Source organism: Sporichthyaceae bacterium, assembly GCA_036269075.1.
In the GTDB taxonomy this organism is placed as follows: Bacteria; Actinomycetota; Actinomycetes; order Sporichthyales; family Sporichthyaceae; genus DASQPJ01.
In genome coordinates this window covers 14,816-34,866 of sequence record DATASX010000038.1, presented here as the reverse complement: position 1 = coordinate 34,866, position 20,051 = coordinate 14,816, and the positions used below count along the sequence as shown (strand labels likewise).

Genomic DNA, 20,051 nt, shown 5'->3' with positions numbered 1-20,051 from the left:
GCCGTCGAGGCCGGCAGCCTTCAGGCGCGCGATGACGTCACGCACCAGCGGCATGTGCGAGCCGGACAGGATGGAGAGACCGACGACGTGGACGCGTTGCTCGGCGGCTGCCGCGGCGATGGCCTGCGCGGTCGAGCGGATACCGTCGTAGACCACGTCCATGCCGGAATCGCGGGCGCGGGCCGCGACCTGCTCGGCGCCGTTGGAATGACCGTCGAGGCCGGGCTTGCCGATCAAGACCTTCAGGCGGCGTCCGAGCTTTTTTGACACGCGGTCGACTTCGGCGCGGATATCGTCGAGGCCCTCGGCATCGTTGCGCATGGCGGTGCCGACGCCGGTCGGCGCGCGGTACTCGCCGAACACCGAACGCAAGGCAAAGCCCCACTCGCCGGTGGTGACGCCGGTTTTGGCGCAGGCGATCGAGGCCGGCATGATGTTGACGCCGCTTCGGGCCGCCGCGCGCAGGGCCTCGAGCGCTCGGCCAACCAGTGCGTCGTCACGCGCGGCGCGCCAGGCTTTCAGGCGCGCGACCTGGCCAGTCTCGGCCTCGGCCGATACGGTGAGGACGGTATCGGCCGCCTCGGCCAGCGGCGAGGATTCGGTCTCGATGAAGCGGTTGACGCCGACCACGATCTGCTCGCCGCGTTCGATCGCTTCGACGCGGCGTGAGTTCGATTGGACGAGTTGCTGCTTGAGATAACCGGATTCGACTACGGCGACAGTGCCGCCCATCGCCGCGATGTGAGCAAGTTCCTCCTTTGCCGCGCTCTTGAGCTCGGCGACCTTGGCCGCCACTGACGGCGAGCCGTCAAAAATATCGCCGTATTCCAGGAGGTCCGTCTCGTAGGCGAGGATTTGCTGCATGCGCAGCGACCATTGCTGGTCCCACGGCCGCGGCAGGCCGAGCGCCTCGTTCCACGTCGGCAGTTGGACGGCCCGGGCCCGCGCGTCGCGGGACAACGTGACGCCGAGCATCTCCAGCACGATGCGCTGCACGTTGTTCTCCGGCTGCGCCTCGGTCAGCCCGAGCGAGTTGACCTGGACGCCGTAGCGGAAGCGGCGGGCCTTGAGGTCGGTGACGCCGTAGCGCTGCTCGGTCACCTGCTCCCACAGCCGTCCGAAGGCGCGCATCTTGCACATCTCCTCGACGAACCGCACCCCGGAGTTCACGAAGAACGAGATGCGGCCGACGACCTCGGCGAAGCGCTCCGCCGGCACCTGCCCCGAGTCGCGCACGGCGTCGAGCACGGCCACCGCCGTGGACAGCGCGAACGCCAACTCCTGCACCGGGGTCGCACCGGCCTCCTGCAGGTGGTAGCTGCAGATGTTGATCGGGTTCCACTTCGGCACCCGGGTCACCGTGTAGGCGATCGTGTCCACGGTCAGCCGCATCGAGGCCGCCGGCGGGAACACGTAGGTCCCGCGGGAGAGGTACTCCTTGACGATGTCGTTCTGCGTGGTCCCGGCCAGCAGTGCCAGGACGGCCTCGGGGTCGCCCCCGGCCGCGGCCGCCTGCTCCTGCGCGACGACCTGGTACATCGCCAGCAGCCACATGGCGGTCGCGTTGATCGTCATCGACGTGTTCATGCGGTCCAGCGGGATGCCGTCGAACAGCTGACGCATCTCCCCGAGGTGCGCGATCGGCACCCCGACCTTGCCGACCTCGCCCCGGGCGAGCACGTGGTCGGGGTCGTAACCGGTCTGCGTCGGCAGGTCGAAGGCCACCGACAGACCCGTCTGACCCTTGCTCAGATTCCGCCGGTACAGGGCGTTGGACTCCGCCGCCGACGAGTGGCCGGCGTACGTGCGGATCAACCACGGCTTTTCGCGCTCCACGATGACCTCCGTGCGGCAGTAGGTCTCGTCGTGATGATACTCAGCGGTAACCGAAAGCGGCACCTGTGTGCCGGGGAAGAATGCCGGCATGCCGGACACGTCGGGGCCCTCGTACCTGTGGGGACCGGTGATCGCCTTCGCGATGGTGGGCGTCCTGGCCCTGATCCTGCGGTGGGCCTGGTCCTCCCGGCGCGACACGTTGCTGTCCGGGCGGACCCGCTCCGGCTCGGAGACCGACTACGGACTGCTGATCCCGATCGCCGCCCCGACCGATCTCACCACCGGCCGCAGGCTCGCCGCGCGGCTCGACGCGATCGGGGTGCGCAACACCCTGGCGACCACCCAGGCCGGCCTGCGTCTGATGGTTTTCCCGGACGACGCGCAGCGCGCCCGCGACGCGCTGCCGGGCGAATCGGAATAAGCCAACAGATCAGTCAATAACCCGAAAATTCCACTGGTCCGTGCGGGGACGCACGTACTTTCAAGGCATGGCCCTCACGTTGGTCGCGGCGATGATTGCCGCGTTGGTCGCACCCGCAGGTGCGGCGACTACCGCCCCGGCCCCCGGGGTCGGTCCCGCACACGGCGCGGCGGCTGTGTCCGCAGGACCGACCGCGGCGCCGCCCGCGCTGTACCCGCTGCCCATGCACGCGGTCCAGCCGCAATGCACCACGCACCGCCGCGGCCGCGCCCTGACCCGCACGCTCGGCGCGAGCACGGCGGTCCGGGCAGTGCCCCGGCTTCTGGGCGCTTCGCCGGTCCGGTCCAGCAGCGTCGACCTGTCGCCGGTGTCCGGCAAGGGCATGTGGTGGACCACCTGGCCGGGCACCCGGTTCGACGCGACCGCAGCCGTGCGCGAGGCAAAGGCCGCGGGCCTGCACCAGATCTGGGTGCGCACCGGCGGCACCACCAAGGGCTGGTACGGCACGCCCCTGTTGGACGCCCTCCTGCCGCCGGCCCACCGGGCCGGGCTGGCCGTGGTGGCCTGGGACTACCCGACCCTGTCGAACCCGGCCGCCGACGCCGCCCGCGCCGCCCGGGCGATCCAGGGCACGTTCGGCGGCCGCCACATCGACGCGTTCAGCCCGGACATCGAGGCGGCGGCCGAGGGAACGCGCGACTCGCCCGAGCGGGTCCGGGCCTACCTCTCCCGGGTCCGCGCCGCAGCCGGTTCGATGCCGGTGATCGCCACGGTCCTGAACCCCACCGGGGCAGCCCTGGCCCACTACCCGTACGAGAGTGAGGCGCCCTACGTCGACGCGTTCGCGCCGATGGTCTACTGGTCGTGCACCGAGCCCGGCGCCGCCACGGCCAATGCGATCTCCTACCTGGGCCGCCTGCGGCCGGTGCTGCCGATCGGGCAGGCGTACAACATGGCCGCCGAGGGCGGGCGACGCGGCCTGCCCAGCGCGGCCGAGGTGTGGCGGTTCCTCGACGTCGCCCGCAGCCACGGGGCGATCGGCGCCAGCCTCTGGGACGCGGAGAACGCCAGCCACAGCGAGTGGAGCGCGCTCGGCAATTACCCCTGGCACCACGCGGACTGACGCCGCGCCCGCGCGGCGAACCGTTGCGGGAACCGGAATTCCCCGTTCAAAACGGTCCACCGTCGGCAAAAACCCGACCGGCGCGCTTCCCGGGCCCTAGGTTCCCGATCATGCGCCCAGCCGTGATCACCGTGCTCGCGGCTGCGCTCGCAATCAGCGGCGCGGTCGCGATCGCCGCACCAAACCCGCGAAGCAGCCCGACCGCGCCGACCGCCATGGCCCGAACGGCGGGCCCGGTCGTGGTCCCGGCCGTCATCCCGCCCGGCCACCCGCTCTACCCGCTGCCCGCCGCCGCCGCGCAGCCCCAGCCCTGCCCGCTGCCGCCGTCGGAGGGCTCGGAGGACTCGCTGACCCACACCCCGAAGGTCGCCGAGGCGACGCTGCCGGCGCCGGTCGCGGCGCTCCCCCGCAAGGTCGACCTCGCGCCGCTGGCCGGCAAGGGCATGTGGTGGACGCTGTGGTCGACCAGCCGGATCGACGCCGCCGCCTGGGTCGCCAAGGCCAAAGCCGCCGGCCTGCACCAGGTCTGGGTGCGCGTCGGGGGCACCAACCAGGGTTGGTACGGCGGCGACATCCTCAGCGCACTGCTGCCCGCCGCGCACGCGGCCGGCCTCGCGGTGGTGGCCTGGGACTACCCGTCGCTGTCCGACCCGGTGGCCGACGCTGCCCGCGCCGACCGGACGTTGGACGGCACGTTCGGCGGCCAGCACATCGACGCGTTCAGCCCGGACATCGAGACCAAGTACGAAGGCACCTACCTCACTGTGGCCCGCGTCGCGCTGTACCTGTCGTTGATCCGGGCGGCGGCCGGGAACATCCCACTGGTGGCCACGGTCATGAATCCGACAGCCCGGCAGTTGGCGTCCTACCCGTACGCGGCCGAGGCGCCCTACGTCGACGCGTTCGCCCCGATGATCTACTGGTCGTGCACCGAGCCGGGCGTCGCCGCGGCCGCCGCCCTGGCCGTGCTGGCCAGGCTGCGGCCGGTGCACCTGATCGGCCAGGCCTACGACATGAGTGAGGACGGCGGCCGGCACGGGATGCCGACCGGGCCCGAGGAGTGGCGCTTCCTGGACGTCGCCCGCTCGGCCGGCGCGATCGGGGCGAGCCTCTTCGACGCCGAGACTGCCACCGCCGCCGAGTGGGCCGCGCTCGGCGCCTACCCGTGGGGGGTAGCAAACTAGGACAAACGCGGCCAAACCCTCGAAACAGTCAATTCCGGGCAAACCACCTGGACGTCTTGTCGTGCGTACGTAATTTCAACACATGGCAATAGCCCTGACCGCGGCGCTGGTGGCCGCCCTTGTCGCACCCAGCACCGGCTTGGCGGCCCCGGACCGGACGTCGCAACCCTCGTCGCTCTACCCGTTGCCCGCGCACGAGGTACACCCGTCCTGCACCGCGAGCCAACGGGCGCGAGAGACAGCGGGCGGCGGTCGCCCCGAGCAGCCCAAGGCCGACCCCAGGGTGTACGGCCAGGACCTGCCGGACCCGGTGGAGGTCGAGGACCATCACGCGGACCTGAGCGTGCTGGACGGCAAGGGCATGTGGTGGACCGTCTGGCCGGGCTCGAAGGTCGATGTGGAGACTTCGGTGAGCCAGGCCAAGGCGGCCGGGCTGCGCCAGATCTGGGTGCGCGTCGGCGGGAGCACCTCGGGCTGGTACGGCGGACCGCTGCTGGAGCGACTGCTGCCGATCGCCCACGACCGCGGCCTGGCGGTCGTCGCCTGGGACACCCCGAAGTTGTCCGACCCGGTGGCCGACGCGGCACGGGCCCGGCACGTAATCGAGGGTGAGTTCGGCGGCGAGCACATCGACGCCTTCAGCCCGGACATCGAGACCGGCGGCGAGGGCACCTACCTCTCGGCGCAACGGATCAAGGTGTACCTGTCGCGGGTCCGCAGCGCGGCCGGCAACATGCCCGTGGTCGCGACCGTGATGAACCCGACCGAGTACCAGCGCAGCTATTACCCCTACGCCGCCGAGGCGCCCTACGTCGACGCGTTCGCGCCGATGGTCTACTGGTCGTGCCGGGAGCCGGGCTCCGCGACCGCCGAGGCAATCGAAGCCCTGTCGGACTACCGCCCGGTGCACGTGATCGGACAGGCCTACAACATGGCCTCCGAGGGCGGCCGGCGCGGAATGCCGTCCGGCGCCGAGGTCTGGCGCTTCCTGGACGTCGCCAAGCGCCACGGAGCGATCGGCGCCAGCCTCTACAACGCGGCGTCGGCAAGCGGACCGGACTGGTCCGCGCTGAAGGGCTATCCCTGGCACTCCGACGACTGACGGCCCGTCAGATCACTGGCGGGCCGGGTTCTCAGCCTTCGAACGTGTCCGGATCGTCCTCACGCAGCACGGTCGCGCCGAGGCCGTTGAGCTTCTCGACGAACCCGGCGTAGCCGCGGTCGATGTGGTGCACCCGGCTGACCACGGTCTCGCCCTCGGCGACCAGCCCGGCCAGCACGAGACCGGCGCCGGCCCGGATGTCGTGGGCCCGCACCGGCGCCCCGGAAAGCCGCTCCCGCCCGCGCACCACCGCGTGGTGCCCGTCGGTCTTGATCTCGGCGCCGAGTCGGACCATCTCGTCGATGAACATGAACCGTGCCTCGAAGACGTTCTCGGTGACCATCGCCGCACCCGAGGCGATCGTGTTCAACGCGATGAAGGCCGGCTGCAGGTCGGTGGGGAACCCAGGGTACGGCAGGGTCATGATGTCGACGGCCTCCGGCCGCCGGCTCATCGACACCCGGAAGCCGTCCTCGAGCCATTCGACGTCGGCACCTGCCGTGACCAGCTTGTCCAGCGGTAGTTCCAGGTGCGCCGGGTTGGCGTTGCGGACGGTCACGTCGCCGTGGGTCATCGCCGCCGCGACGGCCCAGGTGCCGGCCACGATGCGGTCGGGCACCGTGCGGTGGACGGTCGGGCTGAGGTTGGACACGCCCTCGATCTCGATCGTGGACGATCCGGCGCCGACGACCTTGGCACCCATCTGGTTGAGCATGTCGGCCAGGTCGATGATCTCCGGCTCGCGCGCGGCGTTGTCGATGACGGTCGTGCCCTCGGCCAGGACCGCGGCCATCAGCACGTTCTCCGTGGCGCCTACGCTGGGGAAGTCCAGCCACACCGTCGCGCCGGTCAGCCCGGACTCGGCCGTGGTGATGATGTAGCCGTGCTCGGACTCGGTCTCCGCGCCGAGTTTGGCCAGCCCGGCGATGTGCATGTCGAGCGCGCGGGAGCCGATGTTGTCGCCACCGGGCAGGGCCACCTTGGCCCGTCCGCACCGGGCGACCAGCGGGCCGAGGACGCAGATCGAGGCCCGCAGCCGCGAGACCAACTCGTACGGGGCCTCGTGGTCCAGCTTCTCCGGGACGTCGATCACGACCGAGCCGGTGCCGACCTCAACCTCGCAACCCAGCCGCTTCAGGACCGCGCCCATGTACTGGATGTCGAGGATGTCGGGGACCTCGTGCAACGTGGTCCGCCCCGGTGCCAGCAGGGCCGCGGCCATCAGTTTCAGGACGCTGTTCTTCGCGCCGTCCACCCGCACCTCACCGACCAGGCGCGCGCCACCGACCACCCGGAATCTGTCCACCCGGCAATGTTATGCGGGGCGGAGCGCCCCGGCCCTCTCCCACTGCCTCGCTCGTCGCAGTGGCTCAAAGGACCTTGGACAGAAAGGCCTTCGTCCGTTCGTGCTGCGGGTTGGCCAGCACCTCGCGCGGGCGCCCGGCCTCGACGATCACCCCGCCGTCCATGAACACCAGTTGGTCCCCGGCCTCGCGGGCGAAGCCCATCTCGTGGGTGACCACGACCATGGTCATGCCGTCGCGGGCCAGGCCGCGCATGACGTCGAGGACCTCGCCGACCAGTTCCGGGTCCAGCGCCGAGGTGGCCTCGTCGAACAGCATCACCTTCGGCGTCATGGCCAACGCCCGCGCGATGGCCACCCGCTGCTGCTGACCGCCGGACAGCTCCGCGGGCCGGGCGTCGGCCTTGACGGTCAGACCGACCCGCTCCAGCAGGGCGACGGCTCTGGCCCGCACGGTCGCCCGGTCCTCCCGGCGCACCCGGCAGGGCGCCTCCATCACGTTCTCCAGCGCGGACAGGTGCGGGAACAGGTTGAACCGCTGGAAGACCATGCCGATCTCGCGGCGCTGCGCCGCGATCTCGGCCTCCTTGAGCTCGTAGAGGCGCCCGTTGCGTTCGGTATAGCCGATCAGCGAGCCGTCCACCCGCACCCGACCCGAGTCGACCTTCTCCAGGTGGTTTATGCACCGCAGCAGGGTCGACTTCCCGGAGCCGGAGGGGCCGATCACGCAGCACACCTCACCGGCCCCGACAGTCAGGTCGACGCCGAGCAGCACCTCGTTGCGGCCGAAGGACTTGCGGACGGCCTCGAGGTGGACCATCGGCCGGCGCGACTCGGTCATGCGAATCGCCGCTCGAGGAAGAACTGACCCAGCATCAGAACACTGGAGATGGCCAAATACCACAGACAAGCCGCGACCAGCAGCGGGAAGACCTGGAACGTCCGGGCGCCGATCGCGTTCAGCTGGAAGAACAGCTCTCCGGCCCACGGTGTGAACGCCACCAACGAGGTGTCCTTCAGCATCGCGATCGTCTCGTTGCCGGTCGGCGGGATGATGACCCGCATCGCCTGCGGCAGCACGATCCGCCGCATGGTCATCATCCGGCCCATCCCGAGCGAAGCTGCTGCCTCACGCTGACCAGGGTCGATCGACAGAATTCCGGCTCTGACGATCTCGGCCATGTAAGCGGCCTCGGACAGACCCAGCGCCAGCACGCCCGCGAAGAAACCTGCGCCGATCGTCCGGGACTCGATCCCGAAGAAACGAAGGTTCGAGTCGCCCAGACCGAACAGCGACAGGAGTTGGTGGTCGAACGGAATGCCGAGGAAGAACTTCGGATAGAGGATCCCGAAGTTGCCGAACAGGATGGCGAGCACCAACCGCGGCACGGCGCGGAAGAACCAGATGTAGGCCCAGGCGACGCCGGCGATCAGCTTGCTCGGCGAGAGCCGCATGACCCCGAGCACAACGCCGCCGAGTATTCCGATCAGCATCGAGAGCACCGTCAGTTCGACTGTTCCGAGTGCACCGTGCAGCACGGGTCGGCCGAACATCTGATGGACCAGGAAGTCCCACTGGAAGGCCGGGTTCGTGACCAGCATGTGCACGAACATCGCCACCAGGACCGTGATGACCCCGGCCGACACCCAACGCCACGGGTGCCGGACCGGGACTACCGCGGGGCCGGTCGCAGGCTGCTGCGTCACTTGGCGGACACGCCTAGCTGTGCGCCGAGGCCGATGCCGAGGCCGAACTCGTCGGACTCGCCGAGCCGCTCGGCGATGCCGAGCTCGACGGCGTCGCGGACGGAGTGCTGGAGGCCACGGTCACGTCGGGGTTGACCTCCGACTTGGCGATCCCGCCGGAGGAGACGCCCCAGTGGTCGAGGATCGCCTTGTAGGTGCCGTCGGCGATCATCGCGTTGACCGCGTCGGAGACGGCTGCCGCGAAGGTCTCCTCACCCTTCTTGACCACGAAGCCGTAGGGCGCGGAGGCGTAGATCGGGCCGAGCGTGGCCAGCTTGCCGCCGGTCTGCTGCACCGCGTACGCGGTCACCTGGGAGTCGGCGCTCATCGCGTCGTCCTTCCCGGACACGACGGCGGCGGTGGCGTCGGACTGGTTCTGGTACAGGTCGACCGTGATGGCCGACTTCTTCGCGCCCGTACACGTCTTCGAGCGGGCCGCCAGGTCGTCGGCCTCGGTGGTGCCGGTCTGCGCCGCGACCCGCTTGCCGCACGCCTCGTCGATGGAGGCGATCGCGGTGCTCCCGGTCTTGCGGGCCCACTGCATGCCGGAGGAGAAGTAGCTGATCATGTTGACCGCCTTCTCGCGGTCGGCGTTGATCGTGAACGAGGACACCGAGAAGTCGTACTTGCAGCTCTCCACGGCCGGGATGATGCTGTCGAAGGTCGCGGACTGGTAGGAGGTCTTCAGGCCGAGCTTCGCGGCCACCCCGTTGAGCAGGTCGATGTCGAAGCCCTGCACCGTGTGGCCGTCCGCGGCGAGGAACTCGTCCGGCGCGTAGGTGGAGTCCGTGCCGACGGTCATCACGCCGGACCGGCTCAGCCCGGCAGGCACCATCGCGGTGAGCTTCGGGTCCGCGGTCACCGTCGGCAGCGGTCCGCCCAGCGCGGTCGTGGTCGGCTCCACACTCGGGGACACCGTGGCCGTGCCACCGGATCCCAGCGAGCAGGAGGCCGGCGCGCCGGCGGTGCTGCCGCCCCCGCCCTTGCTGCCGCAGGCGGCCAACGACGGAATCAGGAGAACTGCTGTCAGGGCTGCCACGCTGCTGCGGGCACGACTGGTACCGGGGCGCATGATCCACTCCCTGATCGAGGTCCGGGGAATCTCGATCCCAAGGTTATTCCTCAAGATCGCCGCGACGGGTAACACCGCACCCCGGTTAAGCTGCGCGGATGGTCAATCTGACGCGCATCTACACCCGCACCGGCGACGACGGCACCACCGCGCTCGGCGACTTCAGCCGGACGGACAAGAACGACCCGCGGCTGGTCGCGTACGCCGACGTCGACGAGGCGAACAGCGCGATCGGCGTCGCAATTGCCCTGGGCAACCTGGATCCGGAACTGGTAACGCTTCTGACGCGCATTCAGAACGACCTGTTCGACGTCGGCGCCGACCTGTGCAACCCGATCGTCGAGAACCCGGCCACTGTGAACAATTCTTCCGGGGCTCCCCTGCGCATCACCGAGGCCGACGTCGAACGGCTCGAGGCGGCCTGCGACCGGTGGAACGAGAATCTGCCGAACCTACGCAGCTTCATCCTGCCCGGCGGCACCCCGGGCGCGGCGCTGCTGCACGTGGCCCGCACCGTGGCCCGCCGGGCCGAGCGCGCGGCCTGGGCGGCCGCGCAGGCCCACCCGGACAGCACCAGCCCACTGCCGGCCAAGTACCTCAACCGGCTGTCCGACCTGTTGTTCATCCTCGGCCGAGCGGCGAACCCCGATGGCGACGTGCTCTGGGTGCCCGGCGCGAACCGCTGAGGCCGCCGGCCGGCGCCGGCGTTTCCGCCGAGCTGACGCTGCGTCAGATGCGGGCGAGGCGCCCAGCCGCGTCCAGCGCGGGCCGCATGGGGGCAGGTAGCCGACGCCGGACCCGCCAGCGCGCGCCGGCAAACGTGCAGTTCGCGAGTGTCGCAAATCCGCGCTCGTCCGTGCGCAACGCGAGCAGCAGGTGCGCGACGTGGTCCGAGGGCGGCAGATGCGGTTCCGGCACGCGCACGCAGTAGCAGAGCACGCGCCGGCCGCCCCGGCGCACCAGGAACGCGCCGGATGGCGCGATCAGCCACACCCCGAAGGCGCCGGGCTCACCCACCAGTCCGGTGCGCTCGTAGCCGGCGCGGGCGTCGTGGCCGACAAGATCTCCGAGCAGTCCCAACGCCGTGCGCTCCCCGTCCGCGTCCCCCGGCTGCGGGCGACGGAACCGCGGCTTCACCACGCCCGCGCCGCGTTGGGCGTAGAGCTCCGGGATCACCCACGCGTGCGCGAGGGCGAGCAGTCCGATCGGAAAAGTCAGCGGCTGCAGGTAGAACAGCACGGCCGCGACGAGACAGAACGGCACCACGTGCCCGACCGTGGTCAGCGTCCACAGCGACGCCGTCCGGCGCAGCGCGGCATCATCGACCAGCGGCCGCCACGGGACCGCCTCGAGCTCGGGCAGCGTGCCTGCCGCGGACGGTTCAGCCACCGGCAATCGGCCGACGCATGATCACCAGATCGGCGCCGAGCGGCAGCTCGCGGACCATCTCGGCCTCGCCCGGTCCGGTCGTGACCATCGCGATCGAGCCGCGGCCCAGCTCCTCCCGGAACGCGGTCACGGCGGCCTCGATCGCCGACAAATCGTCGACCGACCACTCCGCCAGCGTCGTGTGACCGCTGTGGTCCATGCGAATCAGCCTCGACATCGGCGACTCCTCGATCCAGGTGACCCTGCGATCGTACGTCCGCACCCGGCCGACGCCAATGGCAACACAGCCGGTCGCGAACCGACGATCTGTCGAGTCCCGGCTACCCGGCGAGGCTGAGGAAGAGCTCCCAGCGCTTCTTGTCGCGCACGGCTGCGCGGCGCCGCTCGGTGTCCTCACCGGACTCCGCGATCTGCTGCTCGGCGATCCGCAGGCGCTCGCGCAACGTCTCGGCGTCCAGGCCGGCCACCGGGACAGCATCCTCGACCAGCAGCAACGCCTGGTTGTCGCCGACCTGCAGGTAACCCTCCGACTGCGCGAACCGTTCCACCTCGCCCTCGCCCTTGTGCAGGCGTAGCTCGGTCGGTTCGAGCGTGGCCAACAGCGGCGCGTGCCTGGCCATCACACCGATCAGTCCGACCGTGGTGCGGGTGGACACCATCTCCACCTCGCCGTTGAAGACCTCACCCTCCGGGGTGAGGATCTTCGTCGGGAACTTGGCGTGCGCCATCAGGAATCGCCGCGCGCGTCTTTGACCACCTGGTCGATGGTGCCCTTCATGTAGAAGGCCCGCTCCGGCAGGTCGTCATGCGTGCCGGCGAGGATCTCCTTGAAGCCGCGGATCGTCTCCGCGATCGGGACGTACACCCCCGGCGTACCGGTGAACTGCTCGGCCACGAAGAACGGCTGGGAGAGGAATCGCTCGAGCTTGCGGGCCCGGGTGACGACGATCTTGTCCTCGTCGGAGAGTTCGTCGATACCGAGGATGGCGATGATGTCCTGCAGCTCCTTGTACCGCTGGAGCACCTGCTTGACCTCGTTGGCCACGTTGAAGTGGTCCGCGCCGAGGATGTCCGCCTTCAGGATCGTCGAGGTGGAGTCCAGCGGGTCGACGGCCGGGTAGATGCCCTTCTCGGCGATGGACCGGGAGAGCACCGTGGTGGCGTTGAGGTGGGCGAAGGCCGAGGCCGGCGCCGGGTCGGTGAGGTCGTCGGCGGGGACGTAGATCGCCTGGACCGAGGTGACCGAACCCTTGCGGGTGGAGGTGATCCGCTCCTGCAGCTCGCCCATCTCGGACTCCAGCGTCGGCTGGTAACCCACCTGGGAGGGCATGCGGCCGAGCAGCGCGGAGACCTCGGAACCGGCCTGGACGAACCGGAAGATGTTGTCGATGAAGAGCAGCACGTCCTGCCCCTCCTGGTCGCGGAAGTACTCCGCCATCGTCAGACCGGTCAGGGCCACGCGCATACGCGCACCCGGCGGCTCGTTCATCTGACCGAAGACCAGCATGGTCTTGTCGATGACGCCAGATTCCTTCATCTCCAACCAGAGGTCGTTGCCCTCCCGGGAGCGCTCGCCCACCCCGCAGAACGCGGACAGACCACCGTGCTGCTGGGCCAGGTTGTTGATGAGCTCCTGGATGATGACGGTCTTGCCGACGCCGGCACCGCCGAAGAGCCCGACCTTGCCGCCCTTGGCGTAGGGCGCGAGCAGGTCGATGACCTTGATCCCGGTCTCGAACATCTCGGTGGTCGGCATGACCGCCTCGATGGTGGGGGCGTCACGGTGGATCGGCCAACGCTCGACGTCTTCCGAGATGGGCTTGCCCTCATCCAGCGGCTCGCCCAGCAGGTTGAAGATCCGACCCAGCGTCTCCCGGCCGACCGGAACCCGGATCGGGGCTCGGGTGTCGATGACCTCGGTACCCCGCGCGAGGCCGTCCGTCGTGTCCAGCGCGACGGCGCGGATGCGATCGTCACCGAGATGCTGCTGGACCTCGCAGACCAGGAACTCCCCCTCGACCGCGCCGGCCGGACGCCGGATCTTCACCGCGTGGTAGATCTCGGGCAGTTTGTCCGGGAACACCGCCTCGATGACAACGCCCTGGATGGCTTCGATCCGTCCGATGTTCTCGGTGGTGGTGGTGGTCACCGGTGCTCCTTCTGTTCCTGCATCTCGCGTACCCGACGTCATTTACCCGTTGTGCTTCGCGCGACTACGCGATGCCCTCGGCCCCGGCGACCACTTCCATGATCTCCTGGGTGATGGCGGCCTGACGCGCACGGTTCATCTGCAGCGTCAGATCCTGGATCAGCTCTTTGGCGTTGTCCGAGGCGTTGCGCATCGCGGACATGCGTGCGCCGTGCTCGGACGCGGTCGATTCCAGCAGCGCCCGATAGATCGAGACCTCGACGTAGTCCGGGACGAGCCGCTTGAGCACGTCGATCGCGCCGGGCTCGTACTCCGGACGCGCCCGCGTGCCGGACTGCGAGCCGGCGCCCGTCTCATTCTGCGCGTCCTCCTCGGCCGAGTCGCCCCCGGTGACGGTTGCCTTCGCCAACGGCAGCAACGTCTCGCGCGTCACCACCTGAACGACCGCCGAGCGGTACCCGTTGTAGAAGACATCGATCTGGTCGACCTCGTTGTCCAGGAAGGCGGCGACCACGCGCTGCCCGATGCGGCGGGCGTCGTCGTAGGCGGGGCGGTCGGTGAAGCCCATGAAGCTGTCCACCACCGGCAGACCGCGGAACGTCAGCGACGAGGCCACGCGGCGGCCCGAGGCGAAGTAGACGGCCTGTCGGCCGGCGGCCGTGTGCTCGCGACCCGCGGCGATGCCGGCCCGCACGATGTTGGAGTTGAACGCGCCCGCCAGGCCACGGTCCCCCGCGACCAGCAGGATGCCGACGGTGCGCACCTCCGGATGCTCCGAGAGCAACGGCACGCCCTGCACCGACCCCGCCACCTCCGCGGCGCGACGGGTCATCAGCCGGATCCCGCTCGCGTACGGCCGCAGCGCCTCGATGCGTTGCTCGGCACGGCGCAGCCGGGCGGCGGCGACCATCGCCATCGCGCTGGTGATGGTCTCGATGTTCTTGACCGAGGAGACCCGGTTCCGGACGTCTCGCTGTGAGGCAGCCATCCTCAGCTCCGAGCGGCGACGGGGACGCTGTCCGCGATGGGCAGGCCCTCTTCGTCGAGGTCGTAACCGAAGTCGTCCGCGAACTGCTTCACGGCTGCCTTGATCCGCTCCTCGACCTCGGGGTTCCACTCCCCCGCCGCGATCTGCTTGAGCAGGTCGGCCTGGCCGCCCCGGACGCGCTCGTTCAGCTCCTGCAGGAACTTCTCCACCTTGTCGACCAGGATGCGGTCCAGGAAGCCGTTGGTGGCCGCGTAGATCTGGACGACCTGCTCCTCGACCGCCATCGGGGCCCGCTCGGCCTGGTTCAGCGTCTTCACCAGGCGCTCACCACGGGACAGTGTGCGCTTGGTGTCGGCGTCGAGGTCGGAGCCGAACTGGGCGAAGGCCTGCAGCTCGCGGTACTGGGACAGCTCGCCCTTCAACCGGCCGGCGACCTTGCGCATCGGGGTGATCTGGGCGCTACCACCGACGCGGGAGACCGAGATACCGACGTTGATGGCCGGGCGCACGCCCGAGTAGAACAGGCGCGGCTCGAGGAAGATCTGCCCGTCGGTGATGGAGATGACGTTGGTCGGGATGTAGGCCGACACGTCACCGGCCTGCGTCTCGATGATCGGCAGGGCGGTCAGCGACCCACCACCGGGGATCTTCTGTCCGGTCAGCGGATCGGTGACCTCGTCGGCCAGCTTGACCGAGCGCTCCAGCAGGCGCGAGTGCAGGTAGAACACGTCGCCGGGGTAGGCCTCGCGGCCCGGCGGGCGGCGCAGCAGCAGCGACATCTGGCGGTAGGCGTAGGCGTGCTTGGTGAGGTCGTCGTAGATCGCCAGGGCTGCCTGGCCCTTGTAGAGGAAGTACTCGCCCATCGCGCAGCCCGCGTACGGAGCCAGGAACTTGATCGGCGCGGCCTCGTCTGCCGAGGCTGCCACGATGATCGTGTTCTGCAGCGCTCCGGCGTCCTCGAGAACGCGGGCCAGTCCGGCCACGGTGGCCTTGCGTTGCCCGATGGCCACATAGACCGAGATCAGGTCGCGGTCCTTGTTGTTGATGATCGTGTCGATCGCGATGGCCGTCTTGCCGGTCTGCCGGTCGCCGATGATCAGCTCACGCTGGCCACGTCCGATCGGAATCATGGAGTCGACAGCCTTCAGGCCGGTGAGCATCGGCTCGCGAACCGGCTGCCGGTAGACGACGCCCGGCGCCTTGAACTCGACCGGGCGGGTGCCCGCCGGCCGGATGTCGCCCTTGCCGTCCAGCGGGTTGCCCAGCGGGTCGACGATGCGGCCGAGCATCTCCTCGCCGACCGGGATCTCCAGCAGTCGCTTGGTGCGCTTGACGGTGTCGCCCTCGACGATCTTCTTCCAGTCGCCGAACAGCACCGCGCCGACGTTGTCGGACTCCAGGTTCAGCGCCAGGCCCGTGACGTCGTGCGGGAACTCGAGCATCTCGAACGACATGCAGTTCTCGAGCCCGTGGATGCGGCAGATGCCGTCCGCGACCGAGAGCACGGTGCCCACCTCGGCGAAGTCCGCGCTGGCCGTGTCGAGGCCTTGGATGCGGCTCTTGAGGATTGAGGTGATCTCGTCAGCGTTGATCTTCACTGGGACTGCTCCTTGACCGAAGACGCCAAGGGCGAACCGATGCGCGCCTTGGAGACCTGCTTGCGAAGTTGATTGAGACTGCTCTTGATCGACGCGTCCATGACGAGGTTGCCCACACGGAGCACCATCCCGCCGACGACGTCCGGATCGACCACGGTGGTCAGCTGAATCCGGTTGCCGGTCTCCCGGCCGATGCGCTCACCGATGCTGGCCACGGTCGCCTCGTCCAGCGGCACCGCGGTGGTGACCTCCACCGGAAGCACCTTCATCTCGACGTCCCAGAGCGCGTCGAACCGCTCCCGGATGCGGGAGAGTTCGGGCATCCGGTGGCGCTCGATCAGCGCTTCGAGGAAGTTCAGGAACGCGGGGTCCGGGTCGACCACCGCGCGCTTCACGCCGTCGATCTTCTCCGCGGTGGAGAAGTTCGGGGAGAAGAAGAACAGCTGGAACTCCCAGTTCGACGAGAGTGCCTGGTCGAACTGAGCCAGCTGTTCCTTCACCGGATCCAGGACGCCTCCCTCGGAGGCGGCCTCGAACAGCGCGCGCGCGTAGACCTGTGCGACCTGTGCCATCAGTTCTCGCGCCCGCCCGCAAGGGCCGAGAAGTCGAGGTCGGCCAGTGCGTCCTGAACCAGCTGGCGCTGGTCCGCCTCGGTGAGCGTCTTGCGAGTGACCCGCTCGGTGGCCAGCACCGTGAGTTCCGCGACGTCCCGCATGATCTCGTCGAGCATGCGGCGGCTCTCGGCCTCGATGTCCCGGCGCGTCTGCTCGAGCATCTGCTCGCCCCGGGCCGCGGCGGTGGTGCGTGCCTCGTTCTCCACGGCGGTCGCGGCCTGCCGAGCGCGCTCGACGATCTCGTCGGCCTGCGCCCGGGCCTCCGTCAGCCGCTCGCGGTACTCACCGAGCAGCACGTCGGCTTCCTGACGGGTCCGCGCGGCAGCGTCGATCGACTCCTCGATGGCGGCCTGACGCCGGTCCAGAGCCTCCCGGATCTTCGGGAAAACTCCCTTGACCAGCACGACCACACTGACCGAGAAGACCACCAAGGTCCAAATGGTCATCCCCACGTTGGGGGTGATCAGCCAAGTGCTCCCACTGGCCTGGACGTTCTCGGCAGTTGAGGCGAGCAACACGATGGCCAACTCCTTGTTGTTTAGAGGAAGAAGGCGATGAAGCCGCCGACGAGGCCGTAGAAGAAGCAGGCCTCGGTCAGGGCGAAGCCCAACCACTGGGTGGAAGCGATCTCGTTGCGCATCTCGGGCTGGCGCGCCGTGGCCTCCACGACCGAGCCGAACAGCGAGCCGATACCCGCACCGGCGCCGGCCGCTCCGCCGCCCGCACCCGCGCCGAGGGCGATCGCCCGACCGGCCTTCTGACCGTAGGTGGTCGGATCGGCAGTGCCAGTGGCGGCATTGAACAGTTGCAGAATCTGCGACATTGAAATCCTTTTCTGGCTAGTGGCTGTGAGTCGCACTGCCGATGTACATGGCGGTGAGGATGGCGAAAATGAAGGCCTGGAGGCCGGCGATCAGGACGGCCTCGAACAGGTAGATCGCGATACCGAGCGGCAGGGTGAGCCACCCCAGGTACGGCCGCCCCAGCAGCACTGCCATGTTGCCGCCCATGAAGTCGATCAGCAGGTGGCCGGCGAGCAGGTTGGCCCAGAGCCGAACGGTCAGCGAGAGCAGCCGCAGGAAGTTGGAGAGGATCTCCAAGGGGTAGAGCATGAACAACATGCCCTTGCTGACACCCGAGGGCACGAGGCTCTTGATGTAGCCCAGGGCGCCGTGAGCGCGCACACCCTCGTAGTTGAAGACGATCCAGACACCCAGCGCCAGAATCAGCGGCACAGCCACGTTGGTGTCCGCGGCGTAGAGCTGGAAGGACGGGAAGTTTCCGCCGAAGATCTTCTCCGCCGAGTTGACCGGCAGCGGGATGTACCCGAGGAGGTTGGTGACCAGGATGAACACGAACAGGGTCGCGACCAGCGGGAACCACTTCCGGGCCAGGGCCTCGTCCATGTTGTCGCGGGTCATGCGGCGGGTCAGGTCGTAGAAGGCTTCGACCGCCGTCTGCACCCGGTTGGGCCGCATGTTCATCCGCTTGGCGACCCACAGCAGGATGCCGAGCGTGATGGCCGTGGTGAGCAGCAGGTAGAGAACGCCCTTGTTGAAGTCGATCGGCCCGACGATCTTGAACCACCGGTCGAGGTGGAAGGGCTGAACGATGTTGAAGTCTTCGTTCTTCGTCCCGCTCAGACCGAAGAAGGCGATCATCACGACAAAGCCGGCGATGTAGATCGTGACGGCCAGCAGGCCGATCTGCTTGCCCAGGCTCATCCCGGGCTTGGCCTTGTGCCCGGGGCTCTGCTCAGTCTCATCGGGGGTCTGCGGGGGCCCAGTCTCGGTGGGCATCTCGGACTGGATCGTCATGGGGAAGCCTTACGTCGGGCGGGCGGTCCGGACACGAGCCGGACGACGAATGCGGCGGAGTACGCGGCGAAGATCACGACCGATGCGGTGAGCCCGTCGCGGCGTTCACCGACCACCCCCGCGAGGACGATCACGCCGGCCAGCAACCAGATCCGCCCGAAGGCTTCGGCGAGGTTCGCGGCCACCTGCTTCACCGGGTCGGTCGCGCGGCGGATCCAGCGCCGGTTGTACACCGAGATCAGCCGCTGCAGCACCCATCCGCCGGCGCCGAGCACGAAGCCCGGCTCAGGAACGTCGAGCGCCACCGCGGGCACTACCGCGGCAGCCACCAGCAGCAGGTCCAGGTTTCCCCACAGCTGCGCCCGACCGCTGAGGACGGGCGGACCCGCGCCGATGGGCGCGTCAGCGTCCACGGCCACATCGCAAGTCAACCCGAGTCCTTTCAAGGAGGCCGGCACCGGTGCCAGGAGCGCGCGGCCACACAGCGGCCCGCGCTTTCGCAGGGGAAACTACCATCAGGTCAAGGCGCATTTCGCGTCGGGAGCGGTCGAACGGATCACACCCGGGTGTGGTGGTCGTCCCGGTCGTCCTCGCCGGGCGCTTTCGGCTCCTCGTCCGCCGGCGTGCGCAGTGGCCCGCGCAGCAGCAGCAGGCCCACGAACACCAACGCGCCCAGGGCGACGAACACCCACGGGGCCGCCGACAGCAGCGACAGGCCGACCACGCCGAAGGCGATCAGGGCCGACCAGAAGTACATGATGAGAACCGCCCGACGGTGCGAGTGCCCGATCTCCAGCAGTCGGTGATGCAGGTGCTGCTTGTCCGGGGCGAACGGCGAACGGCCCTGACGGGTGCGGCGGACGATCGCCAGCACCAGGTCCAGGAACGGTGCCGCGATCGCCGCGAACGGCAGCGCCAGGGGCAGCAGGACCGGAGAAATGTTCCCGTTGTCGACGGCTCCGAAGTCGATCTGACCGGCGAAGCTCACCGTCGACGCGGCCAGGATCAATCCGATCAGCATCGACCCGGAGTCGCCCATGAAGATGCGTGCCGGGTGGAAGTTGTGCGGCAGGAAGCCCAGGCAGATCCCGGCCAGCAACGCCGAGAACAACGCCGGGGAGATCGCGCGGTCCAGTCGCTCGGAGACGGCCAGCAGGTAGGTGTAGGAGAAGAACGCCAAGGCCGCGACCAACGCGATCCCGGCGAGCAGGCCGTCGAGGCCGTCGACGAAGTTCACCGCGTTGACCGTCGCCACCACGATCAGCACCGACAGGAGCGTCCCGGAGGTCGGGTCCAGCGAGATCGTGGTGCCGGGGATGGGCAGATAGGTCATCTGAATACCCATCACAACCATGACCCCGGCGGCCAGCACCTGGCCGGCGAACTTGGTCAGCGCGTCCAGGCCCCAGCGGTCGTCGACCGCCCCGAGCAGGCAGATCAGCGAGCCCCCGGCCAGCAACGCCCAGGGGTCGTGGGAGTTGGCGAAGAGTTCGCTGGACAGGAACGGCATCCGGGAGGCCACCAGAACGCCGGTGAACAGCCCGGCCAACATCGCGATTCCACCCAGGCGCGGGGTGGGGATCGCGTGCACGTCGCGCGCCCGGACCTCGGTCATCGCGCCGAACGCGATCGCCCCGCGCCGCACCACACCGGTGCTCAGGTACGTCGCCGCCGCCGCCACGAGCAGCGCCAGCAAGTACTCCCTCACC

General features: G+C 69.1%; 22 protein-coding genes. 5 read left to right on the top strand and 17 right to left on the bottom strand.

From position 1 onward, the window contains the following. Nucleotides 1-1,836: methylmalonyl-CoA mutase family protein (locus VHU88_08055; protein ID HEX3611623.1), on the bottom strand; the 1,836-nt coding region annotated here is incomplete at its 3' end. An 88-nt stretch (nucleotides 1,837-1,924) separates the two neighbouring features. Between VHU88_08055 and VHU88_08050 the strand changes: the two genes are divergently transcribed. From VHU88_08050 to VHU88_08035, 4 genes are all read left to right on the top strand, one after another. Continuing rightward, nucleotides 1,925-2,257 (top strand): hypothetical protein, encoded by a 333-nt coding sequence (locus VHU88_08050; GenBank protein HEX3611622.1) that lies wholly within the window; start codon nucleotides 1,925-1,927, stop codon nucleotides 2,255-2,257. 67 nt (nucleotides 2,258-2,324) lie between these two features. After that, nucleotides 2,325-3,380 carry a hypothetical protein gene (locus VHU88_08045; protein HEX3611621.1) on the top strand — a complete coding sequence of 352 codons (1,056 nt, stop codon included), beginning with the start codon at nucleotides 2,325-2,327 and terminating at the stop codon, nucleotides 3,378-3,380. A 110-nt stretch (nucleotides 3,381-3,490) separates the two neighbouring features. Beyond that, a complete protein-coding gene (locus tag VHU88_08040; GenBank protein HEX3611620.1) occupies nucleotides 3,491-4,564 on the top strand; it encodes a hypothetical protein in 1,074 nt (357 codons plus the stop codon). A gap of 82 nt (nucleotides 4,565-4,646) precedes the next feature. Continuing rightward, nucleotides 4,647-5,666 carry a hypothetical protein gene (locus tag VHU88_08035; GenBank protein ID HEX3611619.1) on the top strand — a complete coding sequence of 340 codons (1,020 nt, stop codon included), beginning with the start codon at nucleotides 4,647-4,649 and terminating at the stop codon, nucleotides 5,664-5,666. Between the two features lie 31 nt (nucleotides 5,667-5,697). Here VHU88_08035 and murA read toward each other — a convergent pair whose 3' ends face one another. The 4 genes from murA to VHU88_08015 all read right to left on the bottom strand — a co-directional run bounded on the left by murA (nucleotide 5,698) and on the right by VHU88_08015 (nucleotide 9,787). Next, nucleotides 5,698-6,972 (bottom strand): UDP-N-acetylglucosamine 1-carboxyvinyltransferase, encoded by a 1,275-nt coding sequence (gene murA, locus VHU88_08030; protein HEX3611618.1) that lies wholly within the window; start codon nucleotides 6,970-6,972, stop codon nucleotides 5,698-5,700. Between the two features lie 64 nt (nucleotides 6,973-7,036). Continuing rightward, nucleotides 7,037-7,810, bottom strand: coding sequence for an amino acid ABC transporter ATP-binding protein (locus VHU88_08025; protein ID HEX3611617.1), 774 nt, complete (start codon nucleotides 7,808-7,810; stop codon nucleotides 7,037-7,039). Further along, a complete protein-coding gene (locus VHU88_08020) occupies nucleotides 7,807-8,676 on the bottom strand; it encodes an amino acid ABC transporter permease (protein HEX3611616.1) in 870 nt (289 codons plus the stop codon). Before VHU88_08020 ends, VHU88_08025 begins: the two co-directional genes overlap by 4 nt. 13 nt (nucleotides 8,677-8,689) lie before the next feature. Further along, nucleotides 8,690-9,787: an ABC transporter substrate-binding protein gene (locus tag VHU88_08015; GenBank protein ID HEX3611615.1), complete on the bottom strand. Its 1,098-nt coding sequence runs from the start codon at nucleotides 9,785-9,787 to the stop codon at nucleotides 8,690-8,692. 98 nt (nucleotides 9,788-9,885) lie between these two features. On the opposite strand from VHU88_08015, the gene VHU88_08010 reads away from it, so the two are divergent. Next, nucleotides 9,886-10,473: a cob(I)yrinic acid a,c-diamide adenosyltransferase gene (locus VHU88_08010; GenBank protein ID HEX3611614.1), complete on the top strand. Its 588-nt coding sequence runs from the start codon at nucleotides 9,886-9,888 to the stop codon at nucleotides 10,471-10,473. Nucleotides 10,474-10,516: 43 nt separating this feature from the next. Here the strand turns inward: VHU88_08010 and VHU88_08005 are convergent, their stop codons facing one another. The 12 genes from VHU88_08005 to VHU88_07950 form a co-directional block, all read right to left on the bottom strand. Further along, complete coding sequence (locus VHU88_08005) at nucleotides 10,517-11,176, bottom strand: hypothetical protein (protein ID HEX3611613.1); 660 nt, start codon at nucleotides 11,174-11,176, stop codon at nucleotides 10,517-10,519. After that, complete coding sequence (locus VHU88_08000) at nucleotides 11,169-11,393, bottom strand: hypothetical protein (protein HEX3611612.1); 225 nt, start codon at nucleotides 11,391-11,393, stop codon at nucleotides 11,169-11,171. The genes VHU88_08005 and VHU88_08000 overlap by 8 nt, the downstream gene beginning before the upstream one ends. A gap of 103 nt (nucleotides 11,394-11,496) precedes the next feature. Beyond that, complete coding sequence (gene atpC, locus VHU88_07995) at nucleotides 11,497-11,904, bottom strand: ATP synthase F1 subunit epsilon (protein HEX3611611.1); 408 nt, start codon at nucleotides 11,902-11,904, stop codon at nucleotides 11,497-11,499. Continuing rightward, nucleotides 11,904-13,325, bottom strand: a complete 1,422-nt coding sequence (gene atpD, locus VHU88_07990; protein ID HEX3611610.1) for a F0F1 ATP synthase subunit beta — start codon at nucleotides 13,323-13,325, stop codon at nucleotides 11,904-11,906. The genes atpC and atpD overlap by 1 nt, the downstream gene beginning before the upstream one ends. Nucleotides 13,326-13,389: 64 nt before the next feature. After that, nucleotides 13,390-14,313 (bottom strand): ATP synthase F1 subunit gamma, encoded by a 924-nt coding sequence (gene atpG / locus VHU88_07985; protein ID HEX3611609.1) that lies wholly within the window; start codon nucleotides 14,311-14,313, stop codon nucleotides 13,390-13,392. 2 nt (nucleotides 14,314-14,315) lie between these two features. Then, complete coding sequence (atpA, locus tag VHU88_07980; GenBank protein ID HEX3611608.1) at nucleotides 14,316-15,911, bottom strand: F0F1 ATP synthase subunit alpha; 1,596 nt, start codon at nucleotides 15,909-15,911, stop codon at nucleotides 14,316-14,318. Further along, complete coding sequence (atpH, locus tag VHU88_07975; GenBank protein HEX3611607.1) at nucleotides 15,908-16,483, bottom strand: ATP synthase F1 subunit delta; 576 nt, start codon at nucleotides 16,481-16,483, stop codon at nucleotides 15,908-15,910. The genes atpA and atpH overlap by 4 nt, the downstream gene beginning before the upstream one ends. Further along, complete coding sequence (gene atpF, locus VHU88_07970) at nucleotides 16,483-17,043, bottom strand: F0F1 ATP synthase subunit B (GenBank protein ID HEX3611606.1); 561 nt, start codon at nucleotides 17,041-17,043, stop codon at nucleotides 16,483-16,485. Before atpF ends, atpH begins: the two co-directional genes overlap by 1 nt. Before the next feature lie 20 nt (nucleotides 17,044-17,063). Beyond that, nucleotides 17,064-17,348: an ATP synthase F0 subunit C gene (locus VHU88_07965; protein HEX3611605.1), complete on the bottom strand. Its 285-nt coding sequence runs from the start codon at nucleotides 17,346-17,348 to the stop codon at nucleotides 17,064-17,066. Between the two features lie 16 nt (nucleotides 17,349-17,364). Beyond that, a complete protein-coding gene (gene atpB, locus VHU88_07960) occupies nucleotides 17,365-18,342 on the bottom strand; it encodes a F0F1 ATP synthase subunit A (protein ID HEX3611604.1) in 978 nt (325 codons plus the stop codon). Continuing rightward, nucleotides 18,339-18,755 carry a hypothetical protein gene (locus VHU88_07955; protein ID HEX3611603.1) on the bottom strand — a complete coding sequence of 139 codons (417 nt, stop codon included), beginning with the start codon at nucleotides 18,753-18,755 and terminating at the stop codon, nucleotides 18,339-18,341. Before VHU88_07955 ends, atpB begins: the two co-directional genes overlap by 4 nt. Before the next feature lie 143 nt (nucleotides 18,756-18,898). Further along, a complete protein-coding gene (locus VHU88_07950; protein ID HEX3611602.1) occupies nucleotides 18,899-20,050 on the bottom strand; it encodes an MraY family glycosyltransferase in 1,152 nt (383 codons plus the stop codon). Nucleotide 20,051: the final 1 nt, after the last annotated feature.